General features: G+C 68.0%; 10 protein-coding genes. 9 read left to right on the forward strand and 1 reads right to left on the reverse strand.

Annotated features, from left to right (window positions below; all coding sequences use genetic code 11):
- The 6 genes from ON38_RS00640 to ON38_RS00665 form a co-directional block, all read left to right on the forward strand.
- A partial coding sequence (locus tag ON38_RS00640) for a DUF732 domain-containing protein (protein WP_039821496.1) occupies window positions 1-306 on the forward strand: 306 nt, incomplete at its 5' end.
- Window positions 307-312: 6 nt separating this feature from the next.
- Complete coding sequence (locus tag ON38_RS00645; protein ID WP_039821498.1) at window positions 313-1,305, forward strand: cutinase family protein; 993 nt, start codon at window positions 313-315, stop codon at window positions 1,303-1,305.
- 169 nt (window positions 1,306-1,474) lie between these two features.
- The gene (locus ON38_RS00650) at window positions 1,475-2,494 is read left to right on the forward strand and encodes an LLM class F420-dependent oxidoreductase (protein ID WP_039821499.1); all 1,020 of its coding nucleotides are present in this window, start codon (window positions 1,475-1,477) and stop codon (window positions 2,492-2,494) included.
- Between the two features lie 187 nt (window positions 2,495-2,681).
- On the forward strand, window positions 2,682-4,592 hold the full coding sequence (gene fadD32, locus ON38_RS00655; protein ID WP_039821500.1) for a long-chain-fatty-acid--AMP ligase FadD32: 1,911 nt from the start codon (window positions 2,682-2,684) through the stop codon (window positions 4,590-4,592).
- Between the two features lie 114 nt (window positions 4,593-4,706).
- The gene (gene pks13 / locus ON38_RS00660; RefSeq protein WP_083872059.1) at window positions 4,707-9,911 is read left to right on the forward strand and encodes a polyketide synthase Pks13; all 5,205 of its coding nucleotides are present in this window, start codon (window positions 4,707-4,709) and stop codon (window positions 9,909-9,911) included.
- A 23-nt stretch (window positions 9,912-9,934) separates the two neighbouring features.
- Window positions 9,935-11,479: an acyl-CoA carboxylase subunit beta gene (locus ON38_RS00665; RefSeq protein ID WP_039821501.1), complete on the forward strand. Its 1,545-nt coding sequence runs from the start codon at window positions 9,935-9,937 to the stop codon at window positions 11,477-11,479.
- Window positions 11,480-11,538: 59 nt separating this feature from the next.
- Here ON38_RS00665 and ON38_RS00670 read toward each other — a convergent pair whose 3' ends face one another.
- Window positions 11,539-12,039 (reverse strand): peptidylprolyl isomerase, encoded by a 501-nt coding sequence (locus ON38_RS00670; RefSeq protein ID WP_039821502.1) that lies wholly within the window; start codon window positions 12,037-12,039, stop codon window positions 11,539-11,541.
- A 193-nt stretch (window positions 12,040-12,232) separates the two neighbouring features.
- Between ON38_RS00670 and ON38_RS00675 the strand changes: the two genes are divergently transcribed.
- From ON38_RS00675 to ON38_RS00680, 3 genes are all read left to right on the forward strand, one after another.
- Complete coding sequence (locus tag ON38_RS00675) at window positions 12,233-15,550, forward strand: arabinosyltransferase domain-containing protein (RefSeq protein ID WP_039821503.1); 3,318 nt, start codon at window positions 12,233-12,235, stop codon at window positions 15,548-15,550.
- A gap of 77 nt (window positions 15,551-15,627) precedes the next feature.
- The gene (locus ON38_RS34590; RefSeq protein ID WP_218000724.1) at window positions 15,628-15,978 is read left to right on the forward strand and encodes a type II toxin-antitoxin system VapB family antitoxin; all 351 of its coding nucleotides are present in this window, start codon (window positions 15,628-15,630) and stop codon (window positions 15,976-15,978) included.
- Window positions 15,979-16,027: 49 nt separating this feature from the next.
- Window positions 16,028-18,010 (forward strand): galactan 5-O-arabinofuranosyltransferase (locus tag ON38_RS00680; protein ID WP_051164233.1); only part of this gene is annotated, 1,983 nt, incomplete at its 3' end.

Genomic DNA, 18,010 nt, shown 5'->3' on the forward strand with positions numbered 1-18,010 from the left:
GAGGAGCCGGAGCGTCCCGCCCCGGTGCCGCCGCAGGAGACCGACACCGGAAACCTCGGTGCCAAGGAGCAGACCTTCGTCGACGAGCTGGCGAAGCAGGGTGTGACTCCGTCGTCCCCGGATATCGCGCTCAGTATCGGCAACTACGTCTGCCAGGGTGTGGCCGCGGGGACCTCGGATGCCGATATGGCGACGTTCGTGAACGCGATGGCGGGTTCGGATCCGTCGTTCGACCCCGCGAAGATGCCGGTGGAGCAGGCGGGTCAGATCTACATCAGCACCGCCAAAGCGCATTACTGCCAGTGATAGCCGATGAGTAGAGGACGTACCGGGTCCCGTCGGTCCCGGCCGAAGGGTTGTCTGACATTGCTCGCGGTGGGAGTCGTCGGGCTCGTCATCGTGATCCTGCTCTGGTATCTGCTGGCCGGCTGCCTGCGGGAGCCGGGGCCGGGCCCGGGCCCCGAACCGGGGCCGGGGGAGCCGACCAGTCAGCCTGCGAGCTGCCCGGATGTACAGATGATCTCGGTGCCGGGTACGTGGGAGTCCAACAGCACCGACGACCCGTACAACCCGACGGCCAACCCGGCCTCGCTCATGCTCAATGTGAGCAATCCGGTCCGGAACCAGTTCCCGGAGGGCCGGGTCGACGTCTACACCGTCCCCTACATCGCGCAGTTCTCCAATCCGATCGCGATTCCACCGGACGGTCAGGCCTCCTACAACGCCAGCCGCACCGAGGGCAGCCGGCGGACCTTCGATTTCCTGACCCAACGTCACCAGGAGTGCCCGCTCACCACCTATGTGCTTGCCGGGTTCTCGCAGGGTGCGGTGATCGCGGGCGATATCGCCGAACAGATCGGCAAGGGCAACGGTCCGGTACCCGCGGACCGGGTGCTCGGGGTCACCTTGATCGCCGACGGGCGGCGGTCCGGCGAGACCGGTGACGGGCAGCCGATCCAGGTGGGCACCCCGCCGCCCGGGGTCGGCGCGGAGGTGGCTCTGGCCGGGCTGACCGTTCCCGGCATCACCATGACCGGTGTCCGTAAAGAGGGATTCGGTGATCTGGCCGACCGCGTGTACACGATCTGCGCGCCCGGTGACCTGATCTGCGACGCGCCCCGCAACGCGCTGAGTCCGTCCAATATCTTCGGCAGTATCGGGACCCTCGCGCAGGCGGTGGGCAACCCGGTGCACAGCCTCTACCACAACTTCGTGGTGGACCCGAACGGCACAACCGCCACCCAGTGGGCGGCCGACTGGGCGATCGGTCTGGTCGAGAGCGCGCCGTCTCCGCCGCACTCGTGATCTCCGGATCCGGCGGAGACGGCGCCGCGGCGGCCGTCTTGTGACAATTCACCGCAGTCAGCGTGTTCCCCGCTGCCTGGCAGGCTGTAAAGTGCGCTGGTGATCGCGCGTCCCGGGCCCTGCGCCGGCACGGGATGCGCAGACTTCCGATATCCAGGAGCATGAGTTCATGACAGAAGCCGCCGCACCGGTGGATGAGTTGAGCGCGCTGGGCACCCCGCTGCGTAAGTTCCGCTTCGCGGCCGCGGGTGAGGGAAACAAGCAGGAGGGCGGCGCCCGCAAGTTCATCCAGACGGCGCAGCAGGCCGAGGAGTACGGCTACGACACCTTCGTCGTGCCCGACCATCTCGGTGACCAGATCGGTCCGATCGCCGCTCTCGGCGCGCTGACCCAGGCCACCGACCGGATTCGGCTGGGTACGTCGGTGCTGGCCAACGGGTTTCGGCATCCGGTGGTGCTGGCCAAGGATCTGGCCACCATCGATGTGCTGTCCAAGGGCCGCCTCGAGGTGGGGATCGGGGCCGGCTGGAAGGCCGACGAGTTCGAGGCCGCCGGGCTGGACTACGACCGCCCGGGTATCCGGCTGGCCAAGCTCGACGAGACGCTGACCATTCTCGATACGCTGCTGCGCGGCCAGGAATGCACCTTCGAGGGCAAGTACTACCAGGTGCACGGCGTCAAGGGGACCCCACGGCCGCGGCAGGGCCCGCGGCCGCCGCTGTGCACCGGCGGCGGTGGTCCCAGGATGCTGAAGCTCGCCGCGAAGCATGCCGACATCATCTCCATCGTTCCGGTCACCACCTCGAACGGTAAGGGTCTGCTCTCGGGTATCACGCTCGAGAAGACCATCGAGAAGGTGAACCTGATCAAGGAGGCCGCGGGGGACCGGTTCGAGCAGATCGAGCTGAACTGGGCGATCACGGCCATCGTCATCACCGACGACCGGGAGAAGACCGCCGAGATGGCGCTGTCGGCCATAGAGCGCGGGCTGCATCCCGACCTGGAGGTCGACGTGAAGCTGTCGGTGGAGGAGATCTTGAGCTCGCCGTATGTGGCGATCGGTACGTTCGAGGAGATCGCCGACCAGATTCGCCGTGTGCGGCAACTCACCGGTATGTCCTATGTGGGGATATTCCCCACCCAGATGGACGCATTCGCGCCGGTGATTCCCTTGCTCCGGGAGGAGTGAGAAGCTCGTCTCTGTAACATGTCTCTGGTTTGAGAACATCTAGCCGATAGCGGTCACCGCGCAGACCGCACCCAGAACCCGCAGGGTCGGTTCTCGAATGGAGAGCACCCGCGGCGAAAGCGAGTCGGGGCCACACAGTAAATAACGGCGATCGTGCCGTTGCCGCGTGCGCCTCGGAGGAGAAGGAATGGACGAGACTTTCGACGACTACCTGGACGAGAACGGGAACATCACCATTCCCGATGATCGCACCCTGGTCGACCACGTCGAGAAGCACACCCGTAACGACGCGAACACCTTGGCGTACCGCTACATCGACTACTCGCGCGAGCGCGATGGTGAGGTACACGAGCTGACGTGGCAACAGTTCGGGGTCCGGCTGCGCGCGGTGGCCGGTCGCCTGCAGCAGGTCACCACTCCCGGTGACCGAGTGGCGGTCCTCGCGCCGCAGGGACTCGACTATGTGATCTCATTCTTTGCCGCCATTTACGCGGGCACGATCGCGGTGCCGCTGTTCGATCCGGACGAACCGGGTCATACCGACCGGCTGCACGCCGTACTGGGCGACTGCAAACCGTCGGCCATTCTCACCGCCAGTTCGGCGGCGGCCGGGGTGCGCCAGTTCTTCCGCGGGCTGCCCGCCGCGCAGCGGCCGCGCATCATCGCCGTGGACGCGATTCCCGACAGTGTCGGCGACAGCTGGGCCCGCCCGGATATCGCGGTGGACGATATCGCCTACCTGCAGTACACCTCGGGTTCCACCCGGACCCCGGCGGGTGTGGAGATCACCCACCGCGCCGTGGGCACCAACCTGCTGCAGATGGTGGATGCCATCAACCTCGACTGGAACTCGCGCGGTGTCACCTGGCTGCCGCTGTTCCACGATATGGGTCTGCTGACGGTGATCCTGCCGGCCGTGGGTGGCAAGTTCATCACCATCATGTCGCCTGCCTCGTTCGTGCGGCGGCCCTACCGGTGGATCAAGGAACTGGCCGCCGCCTCCGACGGTGCGGGCACCTTCGCCGCCGCCCCGAACTTCGCCTTCGAGCACGCGGCCGTGCGCGGTCTGCCCAAGAACGGTGAATCGCTGGATCTGTCCAATGTGATCGGCCTGATCAACGGCAGTGAACCGGTGACGACCTCGTCGATGAAGAAGTTCAACGACGCGTTCGCGCCGTACGGGCTGCCGAAGACGGCCATCAAACCGTGCTACGGCATGGCCGAGGCCACCCTGTTCGTCTCGGCGACCAAGGCCGAGGACGAGGCCAAGGTCACCTATGTGGACCGGGCGGAGCTCAACGCCGGGCGCATGGTGCGGGTCGATCAGGGCGCCGAGAATGCGATCGCGCAGGTGAGCTGCGGTTATGTGGCGAAATCTCAGTGGGCGGTGATCGTCGATCCGGAATCGGTCGACGGTGACGCCCGGGAGCAGCCCGACGGCCACGTGGGCGAGATCTGGTTGCACGGCAACAATATGGGCATCGGGTACTGGGGCCGTCCGGCCGAGACCGCGGCAACCTTCCAGAACAAGATCGTCACCCCGCTGGCGGAGGGCAGCCACGCCGAGGGCACCACGCCGGACGCGAACTGGATGCGGACCGGCGACTACGGCGTGTATTTCGACGGCGAGCTCTACATCACCGGCCGGGTCAAGGACCTGGTGATCGTGGACGGGCGTAATCACTACCCGCAGGACCTGGAGTTCTCCGCGCAGGAGGCCAGCGGTGCGCTACGGCCCGGGTTCGTCGCGGCGTTCTCGGTACCGGCCAACCAGCTGCCCGCCGAGGTGTTCGCACAGGGCAGCCATTCGGGTTTGAAGTTCGACGCCGACGATGCCTCCGAGCAGCTGGTGATCGTGGCCGAGCGCGGTCCGGGTGCCGGTAAGGCGGATCCGCTGCCGATCGCCGACGCGGTCCGTGCCGCGATCTCCCAGCGTCACGGCGTGACGGTGCGGGACCTGCTCCTGGTGCCGGCGGGTTCGATTCCGCGTACGTCCAGCGGCAAGATCGCCCGGCGTGCCTGCAAGGCCGCCTATGTCGAGGGCACCCTGCGGGGCGGTTACACCCAGCAGGCATTCCCGGACGCACCCGAGGAATAGACCGACAACCGAGCCGGGTCGCGGCCTCGAGTGAGCGAAGCGAAGCGCCCATCCACCACAGCGATGCGCAGGCTGTTGCCGGGCACCGCGTACAGACAGGTAGCTTGAGGACTGATGGCTGATAACGAGGGCATGTCGCCGGAAACGACCGAGAACCTTCCCGCTGCCGAGAAGGATCGCGCCGCCGGGACCGGCGACGCGCCCTCGGTCGGCGATGGCACGCCGGGCACCGAACTCTCGGTCGCCGAGCTGCGGGAATGGCTGCGGCGCTGGGTCGCCGAGGCCACCGGCCAGTCGGTCGACAAGATCACGGTGGACCGTCCGATGGAGGAGTTCGGACTGGCTTCCCGGGATGCGCTCGCGCTGGGTGGTGAGATCGAGGAACTCACCGGTGTGGTGCTGAACGCGACCGTGGTTTACCAGCACCCGACCATCGCCTCGTTGGCCGATGTCATCGTCAACGGCCCGCCGGAGATCACCGCCGAGGCCACCGACGACCAGTTCTACACCGCCGGGTACGCCCCGGGGGACGCGCACGATATCGCCATCGTGGGTTTGTCGACCCGGCTGCCCGGTGCGGGCGACACCCCGGAATCGACCTGGGATTTCCTGATCAACGGTGGCGACGCCATACGCGATCTCCCGGAGGGGCGCTGGGCGGAGTTCCTGAGCGAACCGCAGGTGGCGGCCGAGGTCGCCGCGGGCAATGTGCGCGGCGGCTATCTGGATCAGCGGGTCGTCACCGATTTCGACGCCGAGTTCTTCGCCATGTCGCCGATCGAGGTCGAGCGTATCGACCCGCAGCAGCGTCTGGTGATGGAACTGACCTGGGAGGCGCTCGAGCACGCCCGTATTCCGGCCAGCGATCTGCGCGGCGAATCGGTCGGTGTCTATATCGGCACCTCGACCAACGATTTCCAGCTGATCGCCGCCATGAGCCTGGGCGAGACCGACCCGAACGTACCGGCGTCGGCCGAGGCCTACAAGATCATGGGCAGCGCGAGCAGCATCATCGCCAACCGGGTGTCCTACTTCTACGATTTCCGCGGCCCGTCGGTCGCGGTCGACACCGCCTGCTCGTCCACGCTGGTGGCGGTCCACCAGGCCGTACAGGCCCTGCGCGCGGGCGACGCGGACGTCGCCTTGGCGGGCGGGGTGAACATGCTGCTCATCCCCATGACCACGCTCGGGTTCGACAAGAACGGGGCGGTGTCCAAGGACGGCCGGATCAAGGCGTTCTCCGCGGACGCCGACGGAATGGTGCGATCCGAGGGCGCCGGACTGGTGGTGCTCAAGCGCCTGGCCGACGCCGAACGTGACGGCGACAACATCCTCGCCGTGATCAAGGGGTCGGCGGTCAACAGCGACGGCCGCTCCAACGGTCTCATCGCCCCGAACCCCGACGCCCAGGCCGATGTGCTGCGCCGCGCCTACCGCGACGCCGGTATCGTGCCGTCCACCGTCGACTACATCGAAGCGCACGGCACCGGCACCCTCATCGGTGATCCGATCGAGGCCGATGCGCTGGGCCGGGTGGTCGGCGCCGGCCGCGCGGCCGACGCCCCGGCACTGCTGGGTTCGGCGAAGACCAATTTCGGGCATCTGGAATCCGGTGCGGGCGCGGCGAGCCTGGCCAAGGTGATCCTGGCGTTCCAGCACGATGTGCTGCCCGCCAATATCAACTACGCGGGCCCGAACCCCTATATCCCGTTCGATCAGGCCCGATTGAAGGTCGTCGACGAGCCGACACCGTTCCCGCGCTACAGCGGTACCGCCACGGTCGGTATCTCCGGTTTCGGTTTCGGCGGAACCAATGCGCACCTGGTGGTGCAGGAGTACGTGCCCGCGGCGCCGGCGGAGGTCTCCGAACCGTTCGTACCGGACACCGACAGCGACACGCTGGACCTGGCGAGCACCGATGTGGTCGCCGAGGCCGAGGCGGTCACCGCCGACGCCGCTCCCGAGCCCGAGTGGTCGGCCGACCGTACCGAACCGCTGCCGGTGATCCTGGCCGTCTCCGCCTACCTGCCCTCGCGCCGTCGTCGCGCCGCCGCGGACCTGGCCGACTGGCTGGAAACCGAAGCGGGACAGCGGACTCCGCTCGTGGATGTGGCCCGTTCGCTGGCCCGGCGCAGCCATTGGCGTTCGCGCGGGGTGGTGCTGGCCAAGGACCACACCGAGGCCGTGGCCGGACTGCGGGCGATCGCCGCCGGTAAACCCGGCCCCGGTGTTTTCACCGCCGACGCCCCCGCCGCGCAGGGACCCATGTGGGTGATGGCCGGTTTCGGTGCCCAGCACCGGAAGATGGGCAAACAGCTCTACCAGGAGAACGCGATCTTCCGGCGCACCGTCGACGAGGTCGACGAACTCGTGCAGGACGAGGCCGGGTACTCGGTGCGCGAGATGATCCTCGACGACGGCCAGGACTACGACGTGGGCACTTCCCAGGTCGGCATCTTCACCATCCAGCTCGGTCTGGCCGCGCTGCTGCGCGCACACGGCGCGGAGCCCGCCGCCGTGGTCGGGCACTCCATGGGCGAGGTGGCGGGCGCCTACATCTGCGGCGGGCTGCCGCTGGAGGACGCGGTGCGCGTCATCTGCGCGCGGTCGCGGTTGATGGGCGAGGGCGAGCAGATGCTCTCCGACGCCGACGTGCGCAATATGGCCCTGGTCGAGATGAGCGCCGACGAGGTCGCCGCGCTGCTGCCGGAATTCCCCGATGTCGAGGTCGCGGTGTACGCCGCGCCGACCAATACGGTGATCGGTGGCCCGGTGGACCAGGTCTCGGCGATCGTGGGCCGGGTGGAGGAAGCCGGCAAGTTCGCCCGTGTCCTGCAGACCAAGGGAGCCGGGCACACCTCGCAGATGGACCCGCTGCTGGGTGAGCTGGCCGCCGAACTGGCCGGTATCGAGCCCACGAAGCCGAAGGTCGGGCTGTACTCCACGGTCGACAAGGAGCAGTACTACGCGCCCGGCCACGACCCGGTGCACACCGAGGACTACTGGGTGAAGAACATGCGGCACAGCGTGTACTTCACCAACGCGGTGCGACTCGCGGTCGATTCGGGGATCACCACCTTCCTGGAGCTCGCGCCGAACTCGGTGGCATTGATGCAGGTGCTGGGCACCACCTTCGCCGCCGGGCTCCCCGACGCGCAGCTGATTCCGACGCTCAAGCGTAAGGAGGACGAATCGGCCGGTGTCATCGCCGCGCTGGCGCAGCTGTACGTGCACGGCCATGCCGTGGACCTGGGCTCACTGGTACCGGCCGGACCGTACGCCGATATCCCGCGTACCGCGTTCGTGCGGAAACCGTACTGGCCCAAGGTGCGCGGTTTCTCGGCCGGCGGGAACACCCGGGTACCGGGTGCGTCGGTCGCGCTGCCGGACGGCCGGCACGTCTGGGAGGTGCAGGCCGCGTCGGTCGACGATCTGCCCACGCTGGTGCGTTCGGCCGCGACGCAGGTACTGGCGGAGGTGAACCCGGGCGCGAGCATCGCGCACGCGCCGCTGCCCGCGACCGGCACACTGGTCACCACGCTGACCCCGCACCCCGGCGGCGCGTCCATCCAGGTGCACGCCCGCGAGGGTGCGCAGTTCCGGTTGCTGTTCGACGCGGTCGTCACCTCCGGCGCCGCGCTGCCGGTGCCCGCCGAACCCGTCGCGATCCCGGCCGCGCCCGCGGAGGCCGAGGTCGTGGAGGTGATCGATACCGCCGGTTTCGGAGATCGCTGGGATCCGGACAGCGGCCAGACGGTGGAGGAGCGGCTGGCCCTGATCGTCGCCGAATCCATGGGGTACGCGGTCGAGGATCTGCCGATGGAGATCCCGCTCATGGAACTCGGGCTGGACTCCCTGATGGCCATGCGGATCAAGAACCGGGTCGAATACGAATTCGATATCCCGCAACTGCAGGTCTCCGCGGTGCGCGATGCCAGCCTGCATGAGGTCGGCAAGGTGCTCCGCTACGCGATCGAGCACCGCGACCAGGTCCAGGCGATGGCCGATCAGCAGGCCACTGGCGAATCGGGCGCACTGAATGTGGACGACGACTTCGTGAACGCCGCCAAGGCCGCGATGGAGGCCGGGGAGGACCCGGTCACCGCGCTGAACCAGGGGACCGGCGCCGCCGCGGACGCGCCGGCGGCGAGCGATCCGGCCCCGGAGCCGGCCGCCGCACCGAAGGCAGAACCGGCCGCGGGCGCCGCGCTGGTCGCGGGCGGAGCCACGGGGTCGGGGTCGGATGAGGACAACGTTCCGCCACGTGACGCTGCCGAACGCCTCACCTATGCGGCCTGGGCCACCATCACCGGCGAATCGGCCGGGGGTATCTTCAACACCCTGCCGATCCTGGACGAGGACACCGCCGAGAAGCTCGCCGCACGGCTCACCGAGCGGGTCGGGGCGGAGATCACCGTCGACGATGTGCTGGATGCGGAGACCATCGAGCAGCTCGCCGATGTGGTGCGCACCCTGCAGGACAGCGGGGCCGATGTCGACGGCTTCGTCCGGCCCATCCGGCCGCGGGGCGAGAACTCCGACGCGGTACCGGTATTCGTCTTCCATCCGGCCGGCGGCAATACGCTGGTCTACGAGCCCTTGCTGAAGCGGCTGCCCGAGGGGACCCCGATGTACGGGTTCGAGCGGGTCGACGGTGCGATCGAGGAGCGGGCCCGGGAGTACGTGCCCGAACTGCGCAAACTCCAAGGCGAGGGGCCCTATGTGCTCTACGGCTGGTCGCTGGGCGCGGTCCTGGCGATGGCGGTCGCGCAGATTCTGCGTGCCGAGGGCGCCGATGTGCGTCTGGTGGGCCTGATCGACCTCGCCATCCCCGCCGAGCCGGAGGACAACAGCCCGCAGGAGCGGTTGGAGCGTATGCGGCGCTACCAGGTGTTCGCCAAGAAGACCTTCAATATCGCCGGTGAGCTCGACGATGACCAGCTCCGCGAACTGGCCGACTCCTCCGAGGAGGAGCAGTTCAAGATGATCACGGATCTGATCAAGATGACCGGGGCGAAGATCCCGGGCGGAGTGCTCGAACACCAGAAGACCTCGTGGATCGAGAACCGCGCGCTGCAGCGGGTCCAGCCCACGCACTACGAGGGCGATGTGGTGCTCTATCTGGCCGACCGCTACCACGACGGCGCGATCGAGCTCGAACCCCGCTACGCCGAACGCCGTCCCAACGGCGGCTGGGACGAGTACCTGCCCAACCTGGAGATCGTGCACATCCCCGGCGACCACCTCCAGATCATCGACGAACCGAGGATCGGCCGAATCGGCGCGGACCTGACCGCTAAACTCGACCGGATCACCTAGAGCGCGGCCGGGAAAGGGAGCTAGTGAGCACGACTGCCGAGAAACTCGCCGATCTGCGTAAACGACTGGAACTGGCGCAGGAACCGGCAGGGGAGACCGCTGTCGCGAAGCGGGCGCGCAAGGGGATTCCCAGCGCCCGCGACCGGATCAAGATGCTGCTGGATCCGGGTTCGTTCGTCGAGATCGGCGCTCTGGTCCGGCGCCCGGGTGACCCGGACGCGCTCTACGGCGACGGTGTGGTCACCGGCCACGGCCTGGTCGACGGCCGCCCCGTCGCGGTGTTCTCCCACGATCAGACCGTGTACGGCGGGTCGGTCGGTGAGATGTTCGGCCGCAAGGTGGCCGCGGTGATGGAGTACGCGGCCAAGGTGGGCTGCCCGCTGGTCGGTATCAACGACTCCGGCGGTGCCCGGGTACAGGAGGCGGTGTCCTCGCTGGCCTGGTACGCCGAGCTGGCTACCCGGCAGGAACTGCTCTCGGGGATGGTGCCGACCGTTTCGCTGATCCTCGGCAAATGCGCCGGTGGTGCGGTGTACTCGCCGATCAACACCGATGTCGTGGTCGCCACCGAGGCGGCCTATATGTTCGTCACCGGCCCCAAGGTCATCCGCGAGGTCACCGGTGAGGACGTCAGCCTGGAAGAGCTGGGCGGGGCGCACAGCCAGGCCCAGTACGGCAATATCCACCATGTCGCCAAGGACGAGCAGGCGGCCTTCGCCTGGGTCCGGGAATACCTGTCGTACCTGCCGACCAGCTGCCAGGAGAAACCGCCGATCGTGAATCCCGGCCTCGAACCGGAGATCACCGATTCGGACCGGGAACTGAACGCGATCGTGCCGGATTCGGACAACTCCGGTTACGACATGCACGAGGTGCTGCTGCGTATTTTCGACGACGGCCACTTCCACGAGTACGGCGCCGAAGCCGGCCGTAACATCATCACCGGATTCGCCCGGGTGGACGGGCGCAGCGTCGGTGTGGTGGCAAACCAGCCGATGGTCTACGCGGGCGCCCTCGACGCCCGGGCCTCGGACAAGGCCTCGCATTTCGTCCGGCTCTGCGACGCCTACGAGATCCCGCTGGTGTTCGTGGTCGACACTCCCGGCTTCCTGCCCGGCGTGGAGCAGGAGAAGGTCGGCGTGATCAAGCGCGGTGGCCGGTTCCTGTTCGCCTTCGTGGAGGCGACCGTGCCGAAGGTGACCGTGGTGGTCCGCAAGTCCTACGGCGGCGGCTACGCGGTGATGGGATCCAAGCAACTGGGCGCCGATATCAACCTGGCCTGGCCCACCGCCCGGATCGCGGTCATGGGTGCGGAGAGCGCGGTCAGCCTGATCGGGGCGGCCCAGATCGCGGCCGCGCCCGAGGATCAGAAGGCGGCCGTGCGCCAGCAGATGATCGACTTCTACAACGCCACCATGGCAACGCCGTGGGTGGCGGCCGAACGCGGATTCATCGACGCGGTGATCGAACCGGCGCAGACCCGGCTGGAACTACGCCGGGCGCTACATCTGTTGCGGGACAAGACCGTGATCCGCAACCCGCGCAAGCATCACCTGCTGCCGCTGTAGATGGTTCCGGTTCGGGTTGTTCCGCCGGAACAACCCGAACCGTCGCGTACGGATCGTGGTCAGCCGGTGACGGCCGCGGATTCGATGACCACGTTCTCCACCGGTACGTCCTGGTGCATGCCCTGCGACGAGGTGGACACGCCGGCGATCTTGTCGACCACGTCGGCCCCCTCGGTGACCTCACCGAAGACGGCGTAGCCCCAGCCCTGGCCCGCGGGCTGGGTGTGGTTGAGGAAGTCGTTGTCGGCGACATTGATGAAGAACTGCGCGGTCGCCGAGTGCGGGTCGTTGGTACGCGCCATGGCGACCGTGTACTTGTTGTTCTTCAGGCCGTTGGCCGCCTCGTTCTGGATCGGGGCCTGCGTGGGTTTCTGCTGCATCTGGCCGTCGAAACCACCGCCCTGGATCATGAAACCCGGGATAACGCGATGGAAGATCGTGCCGTCGTAATGTCCCGACTTGACGTATTCGACGAAGTTGCGGACGGTGTCCGGCGCCTTCGCCTCGTCGAGTTGGAGGCCGATGGTTCCGTAGTTCGTCTCGAGATTCACCTTGGTCATGCCTCTACCTTTCCATTACCGCCGCTGGACCCCGCGCTCAAGGGGGTGCTTTCGGGCCGATTGTGCCAGCCGCCCGTCTTTACCCCATTCGAGTGGTTTATATGCGCCGGATACCGGGTGTGTTTTCCTTGGAATCGGGTACGCGCCGGGGCACCACCGGGCCGCGATCGCCGCGCCCAAGTAGCATGCCAGCGTGCCAGAAGTCGCCACCGCAGTACTGACGAAGACGCCACCGGAGCCGGAGCCGAAGGTCGCGCCGAAGGATTTCCGGGTCGCGCGTCTTGTCGCGATCATCACCGGTGTGCTGGGGGCGCTGTTCGCGATCGCCACGCCCTTCCTGCCCGTCACGCAGACCACGGCGACGCTGAACTGGCCGCAGCAGGACAGTCTGGCCAATGTGCAGGCGCCGCTCATGTCGCAGGTGCCGATCGACCTCACCGCGACCATCCCGTGCGCGGCGGTGAACCAGCTGCCCCCGCAGGGCGGCATGCTGCTGGCCACCGCCCCTCCGCAGGGCGACCGCGCCGCGCTCGAGGCACTGTTCGTCCGCGTTTCGGAAACCTCGGTGGATGTGGTGGACCGCAACGCGGTCGTGGCGAGTGCCGACCGGGCGGAGATGGCGAACTGCTCGGCCATCACCATCCGTTCGGATATCGAAGCCACCAGCGCGGCCTTCGTCGGGCTCACCACCGAGACCGGGGAGCCCAACGCGGGCCGGCTGGTCGGTGATCTGCGGCCGCAGATGGTCGGTGTGTTCACCGATATGACCGGCGGTATCCCGGCCGGGCTGAGCCTGGAGTCCACGATCGACACCCGGTTCAGCTCCAGCCCCACCTGGATCAAACTCGCCGCCATCGTGGCCGCGGTGTTGTGCACGGTGCTGTCGCTGGTGGCGCTGGCGCGACTGGATACCAGTGACGGGCGTGGCCATCGGCGTTTCCTGCCGGCGCACTGGACGAAACCCACCCTCGCCGACGGCGGGGTCGTCGGCACGCTGCTGATCTGGCACTTCCTGGGCGCCAACACCTCCGACGACGGCTACATCCTGAGCATGGTCCGGGTGGCGCCGGACGCGGGCTATATGGCCAACTACTTCCGCTGGTACGGCGTACCCGAGGCGCCGTTCGGCTGGTACTACTACGTGATCCAGCTGTTCGCCGAGATCTCCACGGCCAGCCCGTGGGTGCGCCTGCCCGCGCTGGCGTGCGGGATTCTGTGCTGGATGGTGATCAGCCGCGAGGTGGTGCCGCGGCTGGGCAACGGCCTGCGTGGCGCGCGGGGACGCGCCTGGTTCGGCAGTGTCCCGCTGTGGACCGGTGGACTGGTCTTCCTGGCGTTCTGGCTGCCCTACGACAACGGTCTGCGGTCGGAGCCCATCGTCGCTCTCGGCGCCCTGCTCACCTGGGTTTCCATCGAGCGTGCCATCGCGACCTCGCGGTTGCTGCCGGCCGCGGTGGCAGTGGTGGTCGCGGCGTTCACGCTCGCCGCCGCGCCGACCGGCCTGATGTGTGTGGCCGCGCTGCTGGCCGGTATCCGGCCCATCACCCGTGTCATCGTGCGCCGGCACCGGGAGCACGGCACGGTCGCGCTGCTGGCGCCGCTGGCCGCGGCCGGATTCCTGGTGCTCACCGTGGTCTACGGCGATCAGACCTTCGCCGGCATCCAGGAGGCGAACCGGGTCCGGCAGCTGGCCGGGCCCAACCTGGCCTGGTACGAGGACTATCTGCGGTACTACTACCTGTTCGTCGAGACCGTCGACGGGTCGCTGTCGCGCCGCTTCGCCTTCCTCGTCATGCTGTTGTGCCTGTTCACCACCATGCTGGTGCTGCTGCGCCGGCGCCGGGTGCCGGGTATCGCCGCCGCCCCGACCTGGCGGTTGATGGGAGTGGTGTTCGGCACGATCTTCTTCATGATGTTCAACCCGACCAAGTGGACCCACCACTTCGGCGCCTACGCCGGTATCGCGGGTTCGCTGGCCGCGGTGACCGCCGTCGCGGTATCGGCCTCGGCGCTGCGGGCGCGCAAGAACCGGGCGATCTTCCTGGCCGGGTTGCTGTTCACGCTGGCGCTGGCGTTCTCCGGTATCAACGGCTACTGGTACGTGTCCAGTTACGGAGTGCCCTGGTTCGACAAGCGGGTGGTGCTGGCCGGGCTCTCCTCCAACACCCTGATGCTGGTGCTGTTCGCGGCGGCTCTGCTGCTCGTCGGCTGGCACGCCCTGCGTGAGGGTTACGCCAAACCGCCGAACTCCACCCGCACCGCGCGGGGCCGCCGGGTCCGCAAGTTCGCGGCGATCCCGCTCACGCTGGTGGCCGCGGCCATGGTGCTGTTCGAAGTGCTCTCGCTGGCCAAGGGCGCCTACTCGCAGTACCCCGGGTATTCGCTGGCCCGTGGCAATATCGACGCGCTGACCGGGCAGAGCTGCGGTCTGGCCAACGATGTCCTGGTCGAATCGAACGCGAACGCCGGGCGGCTGAACCCGATCATCGATCCCGCGCATCCGCCCACGAACCCGAACGACCCGCTCGCCGGTGTCGATCCGGTCGGGTTCGACCCCAACGGCGTCCCCGACGATCTGTCCGCCGACGCGGTCGAGGTGAAACCGGGTACCGGCAACACCTCCAGCCAATCGGTGGGCGCCGCGTTCGCCGAGGGCCAGAACGCCGGCACCGGCGGCGGCCAGGGCGCGCAGGGTGTGAACGGCAGCACCGTGGCCCTGCCCTTCGGCCTGGACCCGGCCACCACCCCGATCCTGGGCAGCTACCAGGAAGGTGTGCAGCAGCCGGCGTTCGTCTCGTCGAGCTGGTACGAACTGCCGGAACGCTCGCCCGACCATCCGCTGGTGGTCATCACCGCGGCCGGGCGCATCCTGTCCTACGACGACACCGGCGCCATGCAGTACGGCCAGTCGCTGACCGTCGATTACGGCAAACGGCAGCCGGACGGTTCGGTCACCCAGCTCGGCACCTACCTGCCCCGCGATATCGGTCCCTTCCCGTCCTGGCGCAACCTGCGGGTGCCGCTGGACGAGATCGCCCCCGAGGCCGACGCGGTCCGGGTCGTCGCCAACGACCCGATCCTGATCGGCGACCAGTGGCTGGCGTTCACCCCGCCGCGGGTGCCGAAACTGGAATCGGCCAACGACTACTTCGGTTCGCAGCAGCCGATCCTGCTCGACTGGGCGGTCGGCCTGCAGTTCCCGTGCCAGCGCCCGTTCCGGCATGTGAACGGGGTCGCCGAGGTACCGAAGTTCCGCATCCTGCCGGATCGCCCGCTCGCGGTGAGCTCCACCAACACCTGGCAGGCCCAGGAGTTCGGCGGACCGCTCGGGTTCTCCCAGATGCTGGCGAAGTCGACCACGATCCCGACCTACCTGAAGAACGACTGGGGCCGGGACTGGGGCACGCTGGAACGCTACGACCAGTACTACGACGCGGTACCGGCAGAACTGGCGACGGGCACCGAGACCCGCAACGGGTTGTGGGACCCGGGCAAGCTGCGGGTTTTCTGATCTGAAGCACCACGGCGACCGGCATCGGAATGCACAATTCCGGTGTCGGTCGCCGTATTTCCGGTCAGGAGGTTGTGATGGTGTTCGTCGAGATCGATGAAGAGGATCTGGAATCGGCGAGGACGCTCGGTGGGCATTCGACCGCAACCGAGGCGGTCGCCGAAGCTTTGCGTCAGTACAACCAGCGCCTGGCTCGGGATGAGCAACGACTGAACCGCGCCGCCGCGCTCAGGTACTACTTCGAATTGGCAAAGGACTGGGTATCGAGGGAGCCGAGGCCGCACACGCCGCGGCGAAGCGCGCCTATAAGCGATGACTGGTGGCTACGGCGTCTTTCGAGCGCCGGAAGGCGGCCGCGCAGCCGTTGTCAGCCGACGGCTGGATCGTCCTATCCGTGTGAACGGTCGTCTCCGGAGCCCCTGCACTAGGCTGACCGACGCCCAGTAGGTGGATCGGGAGCCGGAGGTAAGTACGCCGATGACGACTAGTCGCGGCGCGCGGTTGGTGCGTCAGGTCGGGGCCGGAGTCGGCGAAGCGGTGCTCGCGACGGTGGTCGCGGTGATGGTGGTCGCCGTCGGGCTGGTCGCGTTCTCCCTGGTGCAGTGGCCCGCGTTCAACTCCTCCAATGTCGTGCGGGCACTGACCACTGTCGGTCAGGTGGGAGCCGCGGCGCTGATCGCGGGTTCCATCGCCCTGCTGCGACTGCGGCGTTCCCGGTGGCTCGCGAAACTGCTGTCCTGGACGGGTATCTCGGCGTTCGTCACGGTCACTCTCGGAATGCCGCTGGCGGCCACCAAGCTGTATCTGTTCGGGATCTCGGTGGACCAGGAGTTCCGGACCGAATACCTGACCCGGCTCACCGACAGCGCCGCGCTGCGCGATATGACCTACGCCGATCTGCCGCCGTTCTATCCGGCCGGCTGGTTCTGGGTCGGCGGCCGGGTGGCGAATGTGCTCGGTATGGACGGCTGGGAAGTATTCAAGCCGTATGCGATCGGGTCGATCGCGGTGGCCGCGGTCGTGTCGCTGGTGCTGTGGACCCAGCTGATCCGCGCGGATTGGGCGGTGGGGGTCACGAGCGCGGTGACAGCGGTGGCCGTCACCTATGCCGCGCCGGAGGCCTACGGCGCGGTGATCGCGATTCTGCTGCCGCCGGTGCTGGTGATGGCCTGGGGCGCGCTGTACCGGCCCGCCGAGCTCACCGGAGCCGGGGCGAAGACCGGGGGCGGAGACGAGCCGGAAAGCGCCGGTCGCACCGCGGGCGGCTGGGGTGCGGTCCTGGGGACCGGGTTGTTCCTGGGGCTCGCCGCCGCTTGCTACACGCTGTATTTCGCATTCGCCGTGTTCACGGTCGTACTCATGGCAGTGGTCGCCGCGGGGCTCGGAGTGCGGGCGCGCTACGTCGCCCGGCCACCGCGCCGGATCGCGGCGCACACCGGGGAGTCGCATGCGCCGGTCGGTAGCGCCGGGCGGGCGATCGGCGCCCCGCTGCTGCGGCTGATCGTGATGGGCCTGATCGCCGCGCTGATCGCGCTACCGGTGTTCCTGCCGTTCCTGGTGCGGATGCTGGATCGGCCGAAACTACAGTCCGGTGGCGCGTTCCACTACCTGCCCGAGGCCGGGTCCGAACTGCCGTTTCCCATGGCGCATTTCTCGCTGCTCGGTGCGCTGTGCCTGATCGGAGCCATCTGGCTGGTGATGCGCGCGAGCTCCTCGCGGCGCGCCCAGTCGCTGGGCCTCGGCGTGGTCGCGGTGTACCTGTGGTCGTTGTTGTCGATGCTGGCCACCGCGGCCGGGTCGACACTGCTGTCGTTCCGGCTGGAACCGGTGCTGCTGGTGTTGCTGGCGGCCGCGGGCGGGTTCGGCTTCGTGGAGGGCGCGCGGGCGGTGTACCAGGCCCTCAACGAACCGGCGCGGTTCCGCTGGGTGGCCATCGTGCTGGCCACGGTGGGCGCGCTCGCCTACGCCCAGGACATCCCCCATGTCCTGGCCCCCGAGATCACCACCGCCTACACCGATACCGACGGGGACGGCCGGCGGGCCGATCAGCGCGACCCCTCCGCGGTCCGGCACTACCGCAACATCGACGACGCGTTGCGAGCGCAGACCGGCCGCGAACCCTCGGACACGGTGCTGCTCACCGGCGACACCACTTTCCTCGCCTACTATCCGTACTTCGGTTTCCAGGGCATGACCTCGCACTACGCCAATCCACTGGCCGATTACGCGGATCGATCCGCGGCGATCGAGCAGTGGAGTGAAAAGGACACACCGGGCGAACTTCTCGACGCGCTGGCCGCGGCACCGTGGCGTGCGCCCGATGCGTTCCTGTTCCGCCGCAGTGGCGACGAGTACACCCTGCGACTGGCCGCCGACGTGTACCCGAACGATCCCAATGTCCGTCGCTACACCATCGCGTTCCCCGCGGCATTGTTCGACGACCCGCGGTTCACCGTGACC

Origin of the sequence: Nocardia testacea NBRC 100365 (assembly GCF_000308775.1) — a bacterium.
GTDB lineage: Bacteria > Actinomycetota > Actinomycetes > Mycobacteriales > Mycobacteriaceae > Nocardia > Nocardia testacea.

What these genes read in the sequence shown, in the direction of transcription:
- ON38_RS00645 (WP_039821498.1), top strand. Translation starts at nt 313, where the DNA reads ATGAGTAGAGGACGTACCGGGTCCCGTCGGTCCCGGCCGAAGGGTTGT.
- ON38_RS00650 (WP_039821499.1), top strand. Translation starts at nt 1,475, where the DNA reads ATGACAGAAGCCGCCGCACCGGTGGATGAGTTGAGCGCGCTGGGCACC.
- fadD32 (WP_039821500.1), top strand. Translation starts at nt 2,682, where the DNA reads ATGGACGAGACTTTCGACGACTACCTGGACGAGAACGGGAACATCACC.
- pks13 (WP_083872059.1), top strand. Translation starts at nt 4,707, where the DNA reads ATGGCTGATAACGAGGGCATGTCGCCGGAAACGACCGAGAACCTTCCC.
- ON38_RS00670 (WP_039821502.1), bottom strand. Translation starts at nt 12,039, where the DNA reads ATGACCAAGGTGAATCTCGAGACGAACTACGGAACCATCGGCCTCCAA.
- ON38_RS34590 (WP_218000724.1), top strand. Translation starts at nt 15,628, where the DNA reads ATGGTGTTCGTCGAGATCGATGAAGAGGATCTGGAATCGGCGAGGACG.